The 16,444-nt window shown below is 25.8% G+C and carries 15 protein-coding genes; 5 read left to right on the forward strand and 10 right to left on the reverse strand.

Translation table 11 applies throughout. The annotated features are described in order from the left end of the window. Positions 1–70: 70 nt before the first annotated feature. Entirely contained in the window at positions 71–655 is a 585-nt protein-coding gene (locus T483_RS0114805) for a sigma-70 family RNA polymerase sigma factor (RefSeq protein ID WP_026887567.1), read from the reverse strand. A 574-nt stretch (positions 656–1,229) separates the two neighbouring features. Here T483_RS0114805 and T483_RS0114810 point away from each other — a divergent pair. After that, positions 1,230–2,564 (forward strand): hypothetical protein, encoded by a 1,335-nt coding sequence (locus T483_RS0114810; protein ID WP_026887568.1) that lies wholly within the window; start codon positions 1,230–1,232, stop codon positions 2,562–2,564. Between the two features lie 290 nt (positions 2,565–2,854). Here T483_RS0114810 and T483_RS30525 read toward each other — a convergent pair whose 3' ends face one another. The 6 genes from T483_RS30525 to T483_RS0114845 all read right to left on the reverse strand — a co-directional run bounded on the left by T483_RS30525 (position 2,855) and on the right by T483_RS0114845 (position 9,025). Further along, positions 2,855–3,025: a YvrJ family protein gene (locus T483_RS30525; protein ID WP_080697005.1), complete on the reverse strand. Its 171-nt coding sequence runs from the start codon at positions 3,023–3,025 to the stop codon at positions 2,855–2,857. Between the two features lie 73 nt (positions 3,026–3,098). Next, positions 3,099–3,551 carry a hypothetical protein gene (locus tag T483_RS0114820; RefSeq protein ID WP_026887569.1) on the reverse strand — a complete coding sequence of 151 codons (453 nt, stop codon included), beginning with the start codon at positions 3,549–3,551 and terminating at the stop codon, positions 3,099–3,101. Between the two features lie 109 nt (positions 3,552–3,660). Beyond that, a complete protein-coding gene (locus T483_RS0114825; protein ID WP_026887570.1) occupies positions 3,661–4,509 on the reverse strand; it encodes a glycoside hydrolase family protein in 849 nt (282 codons plus the stop codon). Between the two features lie 1,006 nt (positions 4,510–5,515). Beyond that, complete coding sequence (locus T483_RS0114835) at positions 5,516–7,444, reverse strand: N-6 DNA methylase (RefSeq protein WP_026887572.1); 1,929 nt, start codon at positions 7,442–7,444, stop codon at positions 5,516–5,518. A 52-nt stretch (positions 7,445–7,496) separates the two neighbouring features. Then, a complete protein-coding gene (locus T483_RS29170; protein ID WP_035790215.1) occupies positions 7,497–7,835 on the reverse strand; it encodes a hypothetical protein in 339 nt (112 codons plus the stop codon). 176 nt (positions 7,836–8,011) lie between these two features. Next, complete coding sequence (locus tag T483_RS0114845) at positions 8,012–9,025, reverse strand: type II TA system antitoxin MqsA family protein (protein WP_026887574.1); 1,014 nt, start codon at positions 9,023–9,025, stop codon at positions 8,012–8,014. 283 nt (positions 9,026–9,308) lie between these two features. Here T483_RS0114845 and T483_RS0114850 point away from each other — a divergent pair, with 283 nt between their 5' ends. Both T483_RS0114850 and T483_RS0114855 read left to right on the forward strand, forming a co-directional pair. After that, positions 9,309–10,043, forward strand: coding sequence for a DUF3800 domain-containing protein (locus T483_RS0114850; protein ID WP_026887575.1), 735 nt, complete (start codon positions 9,309–9,311; stop codon positions 10,041–10,043). A gap of 1,266 nt (positions 10,044–11,309) precedes the next feature. Further along, positions 11,310–12,326, forward strand: a complete 1,017-nt coding sequence (locus tag T483_RS0114855) for a replication initiation protein (RefSeq protein ID WP_026887576.1) — start codon at positions 11,310–11,312, stop codon at positions 12,324–12,326. A gap of 363 nt (positions 12,327–12,689) precedes the next feature. On the opposite strand, the gene T483_RS0114860 is transcribed toward T483_RS0114855, so the two are convergent. Beyond that, positions 12,690–13,961 carry an AAA family ATPase gene (locus tag T483_RS0114860; protein WP_026887577.1) on the reverse strand — a complete coding sequence of 424 codons (1,272 nt, stop codon included), beginning with the start codon at positions 13,959–13,961 and terminating at the stop codon, positions 12,690–12,692. Between the two features lie 300 nt (positions 13,962–14,261). Between T483_RS0114860 and T483_RS0114865 the strand changes: the two genes are divergently transcribed. Then, on the forward strand, positions 14,262–14,468 hold the full coding sequence (locus tag T483_RS0114865) for a hypothetical protein (RefSeq protein WP_026887578.1): 207 nt from the start codon (positions 14,262–14,264) through the stop codon (positions 14,466–14,468). Between the two features lie 29 nt (positions 14,469–14,497). Next, positions 14,498–14,626 carry a hypothetical protein gene (locus T483_RS32470; RefSeq protein WP_278247440.1) on the forward strand — a complete coding sequence of 43 codons (129 nt, stop codon included), beginning with the start codon at positions 14,498–14,500 and terminating at the stop codon, positions 14,624–14,626. 133 nt (positions 14,627–14,759) lie between these two features. Here T483_RS32470 and T483_RS0114870 read toward each other — a convergent pair whose 3' ends face one another. Both T483_RS0114870 and T483_RS0114880 read right to left on the reverse strand, forming a co-directional pair. Then, complete coding sequence (locus T483_RS0114870; RefSeq protein WP_035790216.1) at positions 14,760–15,125, reverse strand: helix-turn-helix domain-containing protein; 366 nt, start codon at positions 15,123–15,125, stop codon at positions 14,760–14,762. Positions 15,126–15,577: 452 nt separating this feature from the next. Further along, on the reverse strand, positions 15,578–16,180 hold the full coding sequence (locus T483_RS0114880) for a hypothetical protein (protein ID WP_026887580.1): 603 nt from the start codon (positions 16,178–16,180) through the stop codon (positions 15,578–15,580). Positions 16,181–16,444 lie beyond the last annotated feature (264 nt).

Here is a 16,444-nt window from a genome sequence, read left to right on the forward strand (position 1 = left end):
GATATAATTATATTAAAACTAAATTGCACAAAAAAACTAGTAGAACCCACAAGTCCAGGTGTGGATTATACTAGTTTTTTATATTTTGTCTAAGCATGGATCCAAGCTTATTTAAAATAAAGTTCTTTTTCCTAACTATCTTTGAGTAAGAAATCTTTTTCTTGGCTGCATAATCCGTAAGTGAAAAATTATTGTAGTATACAAAAAATATAAGTTCGAATTCATCAGGCTCAAGATCTGAAACTATTCTCTGAATATTCAATATTCGTTCATGCTCCAAATAATCAAGCTCTAAATTTTCATTACTTTGTAGAAACTCTGTAAAGTCATTAGGACAATTACCATCAATAGATGCATTTATGCTTAATGTACTTTGATGTTTTTTATTTTCTCTTGCTGTATATTTCATTATATTTTTTATTGCACTATAAACATAGCTTGAAAATGAATGTTTTGAAGTATCATATTTATCTACAGCATTAATTAAAGCAATATATCCTATTTGTACAAGATCATATTCATCATAATTTTTTATATTAAAACTTTTAGCTGTTTTAAATATGAAAGGTTTAAATTGGAGCAGCAGCTTGGTTAAGCTTTCAGAGTTGCCTGATTTGGCGAGTTTAACATGATCTTCTATTTGGTCATAATTCATTAAAATACCCCCTTAAATCAATTGACAGTGTTAATTATCAGCAGTCAATTTCTAATTGCTAATATATATGCAAAAGTTATAAAAATTTACAAAGGGGATTAACTTTAAATATATAAAGTGAAACTTTTCAGATGGAGTTTTGACTCTGGCTGAATTTAGTTGAACTAATACCACCAAGGGCACCCAGTCCAGGAGTGCGCAGCCATAAGATTATTATATCACAATCGAAAACGATTAACATTAGATGAATCAAAAAGAAAATATTTAGATAAAAATGTAAAATATTTGTATAATTTGAAAGAATATTGTATGATATAAATAACAAAATCCAAACAATTCCATATAAAAAACAACCCCTATAATGTACTAGGCCTAGGAAACTTAAATACACTATAGGGAATCACTTACTTAATTATATTTTATTTATTATAGAATAATTATACAATATGTGACATATTAAGTCAATAAGTGAGTGGGTTAGTGATTGTAAATAAATATGTATGTTTATTTATACATTTATTTATAGTTTTTTTGTTTTTTTATAATTGTATAGAAAACAAAGGGGGAAAATAACGTGCTTAGCGCTATTAGAAAATTGACAGAAGACATAGAGTATAATATTGATCCTAAGTTTAAAGATGAAGCTGTAAAAAATATATCTATTCTCCATGAAGGAGATGATGGATTTATTGCTATAGCTGCAAAAAAAGACAAGGAGTATGTTCAATATCATTATAAAGTTGATGATTTAACTTATAACATAGGAAAGGCTGTAAGCCTTGATGCAAATATATATATGACACCAAATTCTTTTTTTATGCCAAAAAGAAAGATTGAAAATATAAGAAAATTAAACGCGTTGTACATAGATATTGATTATTATAATATTGAAAATTTAAGGACGTATGATCATGAAAGGATTCTTGCCATACTCGAAAATGATTATTTTGGACAAGATGTTCCAGAGCCAAGTTTTGTTATATATACAGGTCGAGGACTTGCTATATACTGGCTTATTGAACCAGTTCCAATAAAAGTACTTCCACTTTGGAATTCAATACAGAAATTTTTTGTAGACAAGCTTAAAGATATGGGAGCAGATTCCAAGAGTATTGACGGTGCCAGGATAATGAGACTTGCTGGAAGCATTAATGATAAAACTGGGCTAAGATCAAAGCTTTACATGTATGATGAAAACTTAGTTTATACATTAAGAAATATACAAAATGATTATCTGCCACAGCTTACACCGTACATAAAAAATCCAGCATACAAAGGACGCGGAAGAAAAGCCAAAGTAGTAAACTTTTATACATTGTATTCCCTGCATCATGCAAGACTTAATGATATATTGAAGCTTCAGGAGATAAGAGACGGATACTGCAGGAATAATGATGGAGTTCTTACTGAGGAAGGTCAAAGAGAGTTTATGTGCTTTCTGTATAGGTATTGGTATTGCTGCTACTGTAATGATCCAGTGCAGGCTTTAAAGAACGCATTAGAGTTTAATCAAGGCTTTAGGAAACCATTAGTTAATAATGAAGTTGAGAAAATAACAATGCAAGCAGAAAAGGCCTATGAGAAGTGGCTCTTAGACAGCCCAAATGGCGTGTATAAACGTGGTGGATACAATTATAAAAATGAAACATTAATAGAGAAATTAAACATTACAGATGATGAAATGAAGCTAATGACAACAATTATAAATCCAAGTGAAAAATTGCGTAGAAAGCTTTTAAAAGAAAGAGAAGCAAGAAGAAATGAAGATGGATTAACTAAAAGAGAACAGCAAAAGCGAGATACAATTAAAGCTGTGCAAGAATTAAAAGAGCGAGGATTAAGCCAAAGTAGCGTTTCAAAAGAACTTGGAAAAGGAATCGCAACAGTAAAAAGATACTGGAATATATGATTTACTGGTATCACCAAATACGTACTTATAGATATTGACTTAAGTTTACTGGTATCATGAAATGCGCCCTTATATTAATGGGGCGTAGCCTGTTTACTTTTAAGTTTTGGAATATGTAATTCAATATTAAGTACAATCATACTTAAGCTTAAAATACTTGGTTACTGTATAATACTGGGCTAGAGCTTAGTAGAGATTGGCTTAATAATTTGTTTCCTGAAATACGCTCTTATATAATAAAGCAATCCTTAAGCTATAAAAACTTATAGCTTAAAGGATTTTCTTGCTTATTAAGCAACTTTATCATCGCCTTTATAGTTTGAATGCTCCGTAACTACTGCAGAAAGGTCTGTTATAGCTTTTGTTAATCCATCAATCTTGGTTTCAAATCTGATTAATAGGTATGTTGCAACAGCTATAGGAAAGCCAACGTTTGTAATTAATGTTATCATTTCACCCATAAAGAAAACCTCCTTTGCATTGTACTTTTAAATAAGTATGCAGGGAGGTTTATACATTTTTAAGAATAAACAGTTAATTTTTACTAAAAACACAATTATAGTAGTGACAGATAGCTTTATCTATAATTTCATTAAGATAAATATTTACATTATCAGATTCGCCTTTAATCTGATTTAATTTCTTCAAAGTTGAAGCTCTAAATTGATAACATCTCTTTATATCAAAGCTTTCTCCATTAACAGCAGGGGTTAATCCACGTACCTTTTGAATTTGGACCAATGAATTTATTTCTTTGTTTTTAGAGCTATGATTATCTCTTATATTTGAAAAATTTGATTTAGAATATTCAAAGCTTTTAATAATATTTTGAGTATTATAGTTTGAAGTATCATCTTTATCAGAAAAAGAAAATGCTTCTATTTCAATACCATCATCTAGTGGTTCTGAGTTCGTGAATCCATTAATTTCAATATCAGTATATTCACTTTCATTAAGTGGCTTATAATTTTGACCTTTTTTGCCCAAAGAAATCATCTCCTTAAAATATTTCTAGATATATTCTCAAACAAGATATCTAGATAACTATATGATAAAAAGTCAGGAAAATGTAGTATCTTCCTGAATATTAATTTACTTAAAAATCTCTATACGTCCTTGTATAATCAGCATCTTTATACATTTCAAATTCATCATAGCGCCTGCGATATAAACCAAGTTCACGCTTTCCATTGCAATTACACCACATTAGAAAATCTTCCCTGATCTTTTCAATTGAAGCATTAGCTTTAATATCTTTTAAAAGGGTTGAATTCTTAAGAGCGGATATTCCACAATTATATGCAAATGAAATAATGGCATCAAATTGGCATTGGGTAAGATTTAAAGTTATAGTGTTAACTATATCAACAAAGCTTTGAAGGTCTTTTTTTAGCAGAGCTTTAGCTTGAACATTAGTAATACTTTCAAAATGTTCACCTGAGATTATAACATGCCCATAGCCTATAGTTTGATTTTGAGAATCTAATACTCGATATGGCTCAGCATAAAAATCTTCATAATCAGCTATAAAGTTAACTCCATTCTCTGAAATATCAAAATCTGTTAAGCTGTTATTATTATTTTTAAATAGAGCATTTTTTGTTTCTGGATCTACAATTCCATCAGCAGTTAAATTATACTCTTCCTGAAATCTCAAAAGACATTTATAAGTATCAATGCCAGCTATTCCATCTACAACTAAATCGAAGCCATATGAATTTAATGCAGCTTGAATATTTTTAATTGTATCTATTAATACATTCCAAGTATGATCTCCAACAATTCCATCACATACTAAACTGTTTTCACTTTGAAAATTCTTAACTGCAGTTTCCGTATTTTCTCCATAAATACAATCAACACCTTTTGGATCATAAGAAATCATCTTTAAATTTCTTTGAACTATGTTAACATTTCTACCTGTAGAACCAATTTTTAAGATCATAATTTTATACCTCCAATAAAGTTTAATCTTAAATATATAAGCAAATTAGTACATGATTGATATGTATATAAGATTTTTTATCTACGTTGCCAAACGCACTGTTAAATTTATTCAATTTATCATTTTGCAAGTTTTATGTCTTTTTTATAAAAAAATTTTTTGTTTTTTTGTTCTTTAGAGTTAAGTTTTTGTATATTTTGTAAAAAAGGTATGTAAATTTTGAGAGAATTATTGCAATTTAATGTTATAAATATATTAATTAAGTTAGATGATTTTTTGTAATTTATTTTAAAATTTTTATACTATAAAATAATACAAAATTTGAGGTAACATAATAATTAATGCAGATAATTATAATTAATATAGTAACAATATTTATTACTACTTAGGTTACATAAAAATGTAATACATTTTGTAACAGATTAAGTGACATTTTTATGAACGATTAATGTATTAATTTGGAAATATGCTATAATACAAATAGGGATTAACTTTTAAAATTAAATTATGTAATTATTGAAAAACTCTTATAAAATAAAAATATAAGAGTTTTTACTTAGTTTTAAGCTAATAGTATTTATTCAACTCGTTTAACAAACGGATTTTAATTAATTCAGTTTTATATAATAATTAACAACATTAATAAATTCGAATATACTATTAATGATAGAACTCATGACGCATAAGGCATTTGCACTGCAGAATAGGTATGAGGCAATATTAGAATTATATATACAGATATATATTTCTATAAAAATAAGAAAGGCATTAAGCCTTTCTTATTTTTTTTAATTTATTTTTCCAATCAGGAAAAAATCCTGATAAATATGACTTTTTAATATTATACATATTTATAATGTTATCAAAATTTTTGTGATGACTAGCATTGAAAAAGTTATTGCTATCTAAATAACCAAGTGATCCAAATTTATCGGCTATATATGATGCAATATAAGATCTGAAGTTCAACTCAATTTCTTCAGTTAGCTTTAATAAAATAACGTTTTTAATAATTTATATAATAATTTATTTCTTCATCAATAGCTTTTAAGTTTTGCTCATATGTTTTTTTTGCCTGCTGAATTCTTTCTTTGTAAGTTGTTTCATTTGATTTTATTCTTTCGGCTAATACATTTTGTTCTTCTAAACTTATATCTGGTACCAACATATCTTTTAATTTATTAGGATTTAAAGCAATTATAGTTGAACCACTTTGCATACTAGATATAAGTTCTCTACCTTTAGGGCTACTTAAGTAAAATTTCAGAAAATAAGGATTGTAATCATGCTTTACTCTTATAAGCAAAATGTTTCCTGAAAAAACGCTTGGAGGCATATCTTCATCATAAATAGCAAGTTTTATTAATGTTCCCCTTGCAGATATAAGAATATCGTTAGGTTTTAATTCATATGATTGTATCTTACTATCAGATAAATTATTTACTTTTTCATTTTCCTCGTTAAATTCAATAGTATCATTATTGATATCACTTATTTTAATGTAACAATATGAATTATTCTCTGAATAATTACTACTATTTATATCGTTTTTTGATAGCTGCAACCCCCTTTTTACATCAGCAACTTCACTTAAAAATTTCATTTTTGCATCTTTTAAATGATCTAAAGAGTTATTTATATATAAAGAGCTGTCTAATTCAAAATTATGTTTTTCAATCATTGAAATATCAACGATTTTACTATATTCATCAATTTCGCTAAAATTGTGATATACATTAATTATTTTATTAATATGTTCAGGTTTTAAATCATTTTTCCCACGTTCTCTTTTATAAAAATCCTTACTTGCATCAATAAATAATACTTTATCTTTTAAGCTTGCTTTCTTATTTTTGTTTATTATTAAAATTTCAATAGATATATTTGTAGATATATATAAATTACTTGGAAGAGAAATAACAGCTTCAATAAGATACTCTTGTAAAATATATTGTCTTATTTTACTTTCTGTTTTACGGGTTAGTGTTCCTTTACTAACTATAAATGCAGCTCTGCCAGAATCATTTAATGCAGCTATCCCCCTTTGAATAAACAACCAATCAGCATTCATAGTGCTAGGAATACCATATTTAAACTCATCTCTATAACCTATTTCGCTTATATCCCATTTTAATCCAAGTGGTAAATTAGATAATATTATATCCAAACTATTTCTATTTAAAATTGGATCTTTTAAACTATCTCTCATAGATATATTAGAATTCATAATTCCATGAAGTAGTAAATTAAGTTTACCTATAAGTGCTATTTTAAAGTTTATTTCCTGTCCATATAGATTAATTCTATTAAAATTTATATCTCTATAATTACACTCATTAATAATTTCAGCTAAAATACCACCTGTTCCGCAAGTAATATCTGCTATGTCCATATTTTTATACATATCAAATTCAAATAATCTTACTAGTAATTCTCTTATAGATTTTGTAGTTATAAATGAATAAGAACTTGAATCATAACTTAATGTTTGTAAAAATAGTTCGATAAATGGTCCAGTTATATTCCTTTCAGAATCTATATAATTAAATTCAAAGTCACTGTAACTCATAAATATGTTCACTAGGTATTTGGGATTAACATAATCAAGGCTATAAAAACATAAAGATGTAAATATACCCTTTAGTATGGGATTACTATGTTCAAGTTTTGCTGCCATAGTATAAAGCTCTTCGCTAAATCCATTATTATGATAATTATTCATATACATATCCAAATCACTAGTAAATATTTTTTTACATTCTAATGGAATATTCCATTTAAATCTTTCTTCTGAATCATTAATCCATTTTAACAATAATATCCCTACAGGGAGAAAATAAATTTCTTCCTGCAAAGCTTGAGACTTTAATAAATTTAATAATTGAATTGTTCTATTAAAAAGATCATTAACTATATTTTCTCGTTCTTTAATCATGCTTCCTCCACGTATACCTTAGGTATCTAATTATTTTGATGTAAAAATATTCTTATTCATCATCATGAAATGATATACATACAACCTCATCTGGTGGATTAAATCTAATCTTGATATATATAACTTCATCAATTAAATATTTAGATTTAAACTTAAATACATAACCAGGATAACCATCTCTATCTACTTCGGGTCCTCCGACCTTGTCTTTACTGCTTAGCTGAAGTATAGCTTCCTTAGCATGATCTAAAGTTAAACCATTGTCTATTAAAAATTTATAATTTTTTCCTCTATAGTTTCCTTGCTTATCTTTAGCCAAACAAGGATGTCCTTTTTTAGCAACAGTTTTTTTAACTTTTTTTAAGAATTCATTTAGAAACTCATCTCTCATAATATGTACCCCCTTTCAACATATCTTAATGTATACTTTTGATAACTAATGCAATCATTGTAAATAAATATGCAGAACTTTTCTGCATATTTAAATGATATATCTATTCCAATTTAAAGTCAAGCACTATTTACCAATTAATCATATTTTAGGTAAAAAACAATTAGATGTAATTTTTATTTGAATTCCATTTTTAATTCATCAGCATAATCATAAGAAATTATATCATTTATATCATTTTCAATCCATCCATTTTCTTTGTGAGATTCATCTGATATTTGACTGCAGCTTATATTTTTCAATTTTTCAATTACAGAGTCTATTACTTCAATCTCATCCTCAGTATATATAGACATATCATAATTATTCTTACTTATTATTTTCGCTTTACTTGAATTAGAGTAAATATCCTCAGTTTCTTCTTTATAAAATTTATCATCTAGTAAATCAAGTATCTTTTCATAACCTTTATTTTCAATAACAGGTCCATATTGCTGCTTCACATATCTAAGACCTGTTATTGATCTTACATTTTCTTTAAAATTTTCAAAGTCGATAAACCATAAATATTTATTTAGGCTTGTTTTATATAAATTATCAACTTTTGATGCAATATAACTTATTAAATTTTCAACTCTTTCAATATCAAATTTTCTGAATCCATTTTCTATATCTTCATCATGACTAAGTTCTAGTTCTAGTAATGACTTAATTATATTCTTTTTAGAGCTTTGAAAAGAACTTAATAGTTTATCATAAGTCTTTTGATTAATTCGATTAGCTTCAAAGGCTTCATTAACAATTAATTTAAATCTTTCTTCATTATCGATTATATCTTTTAAAATATCACTGTGACTTTTGCTTGGAAGGGCACCTTTTTCATATCTGTTAATAGTCATTTTTCCCCAGCCAAGCACTAAAACAAGCTCCCTTTGTGATATATTATATTTTTCTCTGAATTTAATAATTTCTTCAGCAGATATTATACCTACTAACTCTCCATACTTAGCATAAAGTCTTTTTAAGTTATCATTTTCTATATCTGGTACAAAAATATCATTCTTACACTCAGAGCAAACAGCAATATTTTCTTTAACATTTACAATTTGACCTTTATATTCTTTTATAGTATTTTCTTTTATATAATAATTAACTTTTTTATTACATTTCTCACAAAAAAATTTTTCCATTTTAATCTCTCCTTATTTTTAAAGAGTTTTTATATATTAGCTATGCTAAAAATACAATACAATTTTAATAGCTTATAGATATATAATATCATATGGCTCGAAAAAGTGCCACTATTTGATGGCAACTTTATATTTGTATTTTAGACATAACAGCATTTTATTATACATATTAAAAATATTTATAGATATATTCACAGAACTACTTACATTGTATATTAACAATTCATGTTATAATAAAAACAAATTAATGGTTATTATATTCCTAATGATAGTGGAGGAACTTATGAAAAAATACTACCTATTTCTTGACGAGTCAAAACCTAATGGAAGTAACTTAAAGCATCTTTGTTTAGGTGGCGTTATAATTGAGGAAGATACATATAAAAAAACAATAATAAGAGAAATAAATTCTATGAAGAATTCAGTATTTGGGGATACACAAGTAATATTGCATGAGTCTGAACTAAGATCTGCTAAAGGTGAGTATTCAGAAATGAGGAAAGAGAAAAAAAGAATTTTCTTTTGGAAGGAATTAAATAGAATATTTGTAACTTATAATATAACAACTATAGGAGCTGCAATTGATGTAGATAAATATAGATCCTTTTATGAAACAAACTCTTTAAATGATGAATACTTCATAGTATTGCAGGCCGTTTTAGAAAATTTCATACATTTTCTCCAAAAACACAATGCACTAGGCTCTGTATTTATTGAGTCTAGAAATCATAAAGAAGATACAGACATTAGAAATACATATTACAAAATCATGGCAAATGGGACCTTATATTTAAATGCAAATTCTTTTCAAGATAGGCTTTTAAATAATTTAAACTTTGTTATAAAAGAAGACAACAACATTGGAGTGCAGCTTGCAGATTTTGTTCCAGGAACATTAAATAGAAAATGCAATGGTCTTAATCCTAAAGAACCAAATATATATAAAGTTATAGAATCAAGTTTATATAATGGAAAGTGTAATTTAAAAGAAAGATTTGGCTTTAAAATAATGCCTTGATAGGACAAGCTTAATGAAGTTAAAAGTTAAACAAAAGTATAGTAAATGTATAACAAAACCTTTGACTTGGTATCGAAACAATACTATAATAATACTATAACGTACTTCAAGAAGTACGTCATAAATTAAGTTAATTTTGAAGATCACGATAGTTTTCTTCACTAATATAATATTTATAAGGGAATTACGATAGTTCTTCGCTTATAGTTTTAAAAAAATCTTTACCGAATAGTTAAGATTTTTTTTGTTTTGGTTATTTTAAGTTATTTTGGGTCATACTATTTGGTAGAAGAGATTTTTAATAAAGATCTCTGACAACTTAAAATTTTTTGCATACTATATAAGTATAGAATTACGATAGTTCTTCTATACATGTTTATTTTATAATTGAATTATGAATATTTTTCAATTATAAATTTTAAAAGAAACCTTTTCTGTATAGTCAAGGTTTCTTTTTGTTTTTTTATTTAGTATTTCTATGAGTTTATTATCTATTATATTAATTTTTGTGAACTAAAGAGTTAAATTTAATTAGCTAAAATGGTAAGGAAGCTAAGACTTATGTAATTTAGAAACTAAAACATGATTGCATGAAGGTGAATATCCAGATACTTTTTAAATTATGCAGACAGTTTCTGCACAATTTAAGATGAACTTATAGATTTTAGATTATATCTAACTATAACCTTTTGATAGTGGATATTTTTAAGTAAAACTTATTTATGGTACTTAAAAATCTGTTAATATTATTGATTTTTTATGACCTATAAAAACAACAACAATATATGTTTTCTTATTGTTTTACAAATAGTTTAAATCATTTATAAAACAATAAGTTTTTTTAAATATAACTTTTTGATAGTGAAAATTGATTTAATATAACCTAGATATGATGTGTTTCTAAGTCCAACTATAACTTATTGATAGTCTGTTGTTGTTTTATATAGTTTTATATTTATTGTTTTAATATGTTTTCGGCATAGTTGAAAGCCTTGATATATCTATGTTTCAATAGCTCAAATATAACCTTTTGATAGTAAAGTATAACTTATTGATAGTAAAAATGGATTTAAGCATAACCAGTTGATAGTGAACTGTAACCTAATGATAGTAAAAATTACTTAAATATAACCTTTCGATAGTGAACTGAACTACAGTATCTAAATCAAGTGATACCAATATTTCACCTAGATTTTTTATAAAATATTTTAACTTATTGATAACCAATTACAAATAAGTTATATTTATAATGCGAGGTGATAATAAATGCTTAATGAGTTAAAAAGCATGAGCAATAATTGGATATATCAAAGCAATAGACTGATTGAAGCATCTTATACATTAACTGTTATGGAACAGAAATTGATCAGACTGCTAGCAAGTATGATAAAAAAAGATGATGATTTTAAAGAGTATAAATTTAAAACCAAAGAACTAATAAAAATATTAAATACAAGCGATAGCAGGTTTTATAGGGATATTGATAATATTACAGATTCTATTATGCAAAGAGTTATTAAAATAAAGGACATAAATACTGGAGAGTTTGAAAAATATCATTGGGTAGATACCTGTAAATATAAAGATGGAGTTTTAACATTAAAGGTAAATAAAGAATTAAAGCCATTTTATTTAAACCTAGATTGGTATACCAAATATCAATTAAAAAATATAATGCAATTCAAAAGCACCTACTCATTTAGATTATATGAACTCGTAAAGCAATATGAAAAAATAGGAATTAGATCAATTACCATTGATGATTTTAGATGCGTATTGGACATTGATGATAAACAATATCCTAAATATGCAAATTTAAAGCAGAAAGTAATCAGCGTTGCAGTGAATGAAATAAATTCAAAGACTGATTTATACATTGAATACGAAGAAATAAAAGAGATTAGAAAAATAACATCATTAAAGTTTTATATAAAACACAATGAGAATGTGAAAAGTGAAATAGCTATTGACCTTGAAGATCTAAATAGAGAAAACATAAATTATGATATTAACATTGTAAAAAATCTTATTGGAGATATAAGCTATAGTGAAGCTTATAAAATACTTAATGCTGCTGATTATGATATCGAGAAGGTTAATGAAAAATATAATGTAGTAAGTAAACTTAAAAATGTAAATAACTTAGTAGGAGCCATGATGCAGGCAATAAAAGACGATTGGACAGTGACTGAAGTTATTAATAATAAATTCAATAATTTTGAAGCAAGAACTTATGACTATAACGAATTAGAAGCAAACCTACTCGGCTGGAATAAGGAATAATGGATAAATTAAATAACAAATTATGTTATAAAATAAGTTACACTTTTTGTTACAAATTTCATAACAACATTTTTAACTTATATTACAATATATTTGTTATTGCAGATGGTTTTATATATAGCTAGATATCTTATTAATATAGATATCTAGTTATATATTTATCTATATATTTTTATCTTTTAAGCGTATAAAGAGAATAATAAGTATGGAAGTTTTAATTATGGTAGAGATTAAATTTGAAATAGAAAAATAAATATTAATTATTTTCTCCATGTTCTAAAGACTCCATATACTCAATTAAATCACTAACATTTGTATAAGGATTGCTTTTTACAATATTTTTAGCAGTTCTTTTTAATCTTTCTAATTCCAGTCACCCTTTAACACTGGAATTGCGCCATATTTTCCTTGAAGGTATCCTTTCTCTATACTTATACTCTTTCTTACTCCTCCAAAATCATATAATGAATAAAGATCAGTACTCTTATCTTCTTTCTTTTCAGTAAACCAAATCTGATCTCTTCTTAAAAGATCTGAATCAAGCGGGTTTGTATCATGTGTTGTAAAAATTAATTGAGCATTATTCTTATTCACATCAGGATCTAAAAACATTTCCAGAAGTTTCCTTACTAAAAGTGTATGGAGCCTAATATCAAGTTCATCAATTACAATTGTATATCCATTCAATAGTGCATTAATCCATGGGCCTAAAAGACCAAAAAACTTTTGGGTTCCATCTGATTCTTCATCTATATTAAATTCATAATTCATAATATTACCATCTTTATCTTTAGCATTATGAATCATTTTAATATCTATAATATTTGCATCTTGTACTTTTTTTAATAACTGGGATTTAACATCCTCAGATAGCAATTTAAATACATCAGAATTTATTATATCGTCACTTTTCCTTATATCTACGTCTATATCATCTATTCCTACATCTGCTAGTTTTATATATTTTTTTACAAGTAAATTGATTTTTTCATCGTTATGCATACTTGATCCAGTATACCCTTCCAGATCATCATGATTAATAAAAATATTTAAATAACTGCTTAACCATTCAAAAGGAACCTTTGCTTTTTCATATTCCCACAAACTTTCTGTGGCAATAAATAGTTTATTTTTAGAATGAAATTTATTTTTTAATTCTGATTGACGTTCAACATCAATTGTAAACTTATATTCATCTCTTTCTCTTTCAAAAATAATACTTTGTCTGCCATTTGGGTAATAGTATAAATACTCATCAATAACCTCATCTTCTGTTACAGAAAAACCATAAAGATATTTTACATCATTATGAATAAATAAAATTTGAAATTCACTAGGTTCATTTATACATCTATTGTCAAGCTTAAATGGTTTTCTTTGTATCTTAATACCTTGCTGCATTTCATGTGAATTCTTTATGAAATTCTTTACAAATCTTAGTGCTTTTAAAATATTAGATTTTCCTGAAGCATTGGCACCATATATAACAACTGATTTTAAAGCATTTTTTATTTTTTTTCCGTCTTCATATGGTAAAAGATTATCTTCAAATGAAGAATCTTTAGATGCCACCATACTTAAAGTTACTTCATTTTTTATAGATAAAAAGTTTTTTACCGTAAACTGTAATAACATTTTAGCCCTCCGTATAATAATTTTATCAAGTAAATCTTAGTTGAACTTATCCAGGAGCGTGCAGCCGTTATTTCCAGCTTAAATAAAGGGGAGTGTTACGGATGCTAGCTATCGGATAAATATATTGTTCTTTTTAGTATATTATAATCACGATTTTGCATAAAATATACAAAATTAATAAATAAAACTCATTATTGTAAGATTTTAATTTAAAACTTATTAGATATTTGCAACTGTACGCGTATTACTTGAATAATCATCTATTCATTGCTAAAATTTACATTGTAAGGAGAATTAAATATGAATAAGAATTTATTTTGGCCAATATATCAGAAACTAGAAGAAGAATTTAAAGAGATAAGTTATTACATATCGATAGATAGAAAACAATTAAAAACATACTCCATAAAAATAGCAGATCTAATATTAAGAACAGTAGCTGAATGTGAAAATATTGCAAGTGTTATATGTAAAAATGAAAAAATTAAATTTACAGAAAAGAAATAAAAACTGATACAGATAGTGTTGCTGATTCAATGGACAAGTTAGAATCCAATATTCTTATAGCAAAATCTGATGGAAGTTTTGAGAAAAAATACTCTGAGTACACTTTTACAGATCATAAAACAGTTTGCAAAATAGTAGCATCAATTAATAGATATTGAAAATTTACCTATTCTGCGATCTTTTAATTAAAATATAATATGTAGTCTATCATCATATATTATATCTATAAGTGCTTAATTATCTACATATATAATTACCTATAATGATTAGAATAGAAATTATTTTATTTTATCAGCAATAGTATAGCTCGTATAAATGTAAAATGCGATGTAATATGTCAAGCATTTCTTTATCTTTAGGATCAAACTTATAATCATTTATATTCTGAATTTCTTTATTTTCATTGTAATTAATTATATCTGCTAATGTTATATTCTCGGTTTCTATAATTTTATTTATACAAGTTTTAAATATAGTCTTATCGTTAATTTCTCCTTTAAATAAGTTATTTAAAGTTTGCCTGCTTATATCTGTTAATTTAGAAAATGATATTTTAGTATGCCCTTTAAGTTTCATTATTTCTAGCAAATTTTTACCTATGGCCTTTCTATTATAAAATAAATTATCTATAGTTAAATTGCATGAAAAATTTTGCATATAAACACCTCCAAATACCTTAAAAAATATAATATTATCTATTTTTATTGTAACAAATAATTATACAAAAAATATAACATATATTATAACGTATAGCGTAACAATATGTGTTATATTTTTTCTTACTTAATTTATTAAAATAAAATCTCTATTTTCTTATTATATATATCCTTAGCTAAGTCTTCATCAGTAAAGAGTGAAATATATTCTTGTTTTAACACATGAGCCTCGATTGATAAATCTAATCTGTTATTCTCCCACAATACCTCAAATCCATAGGTTCCACCATTTTTTGATATTAGTGTTTTTTCAGCCTGTAGTCAGCCTTTTTCTGAAATAAGGTGCAAAAAACTATTAGAAATATAACCAAGATCTTTTTTTGCTATATTATAAATATTTTGCATATCTGAATTAAATTTCCTCTCTAAATCATTCATTATAAATAGCTCCTATTACTTTAATACATTCCAATTATTTAAATGGTCAGTAACATCAATTGTCTTTTCACGAATTTCAACAGCTTTACCATCTTTAATAGAGAAGTATAAATGAAAAAGTTCACTATTTGTAGATCGGTTTTCATCACGATAGAAACCTAATTCATCGGGTTCATAAATAAAGAAATTCCAATCTCCATTTTTATCTACAACTGAGAATAAACAAAAATCATATATAGTTCCGATTATTTCGTCTAAATTAATTGTATGCCAGACATGATCCAAACCATTCTTATCTTCATGTATTTTGCTATGATAGAATTTAATTATAATAGCCATTTTGCTATTTTTATCCGCTTTTATAATCTTTATACCGCTGCCTTCTTTTCTTGAAGCTTTTTCCATCAAATAATTAGGAAATTTACTTCGAATTATTTTCATGGCCTTATCTCTTGCTTGAGATCTAGTAAACTCTTCTTGTTCATTAACAGAATCATCAATATCATCTTCAAATTCTTCATATTTTCGTGATGCTAACTCATTCTTAACGTCAGCTACTTGTTCTTCCAAGTTTTGAACTCTGCTCATTAACTCTAAAATGATTTTATCATAATTCATCATATCACCTCGATCGCTTTTTATACATTTATCATAATGGATAAAATAAGATAAAATTATATTTGCAAAAAAAATTGAATAGACAGAATGTTTTTAACTAAATTATTAATTTCCTACACCTAAATAATTTAGATAGTATTAACTATTATTCATTTATGATTATCAGAAATGAATAATAAACAATATATAAATATAATAATTAATAAAATAAAACAGAAAAAAACAACTGTTGTTTTAATGTATTTAATGTATTTAATGTATTTA

This window comes from Clostridium beijerinckii HUN142 (assembly GCF_000621745.1).
Taxonomy (GTDB): domain Bacteria; phylum Bacillota; class Clostridia; order Clostridiales; family Clostridiaceae; genus Clostridium; species Clostridium beijerinckii_A.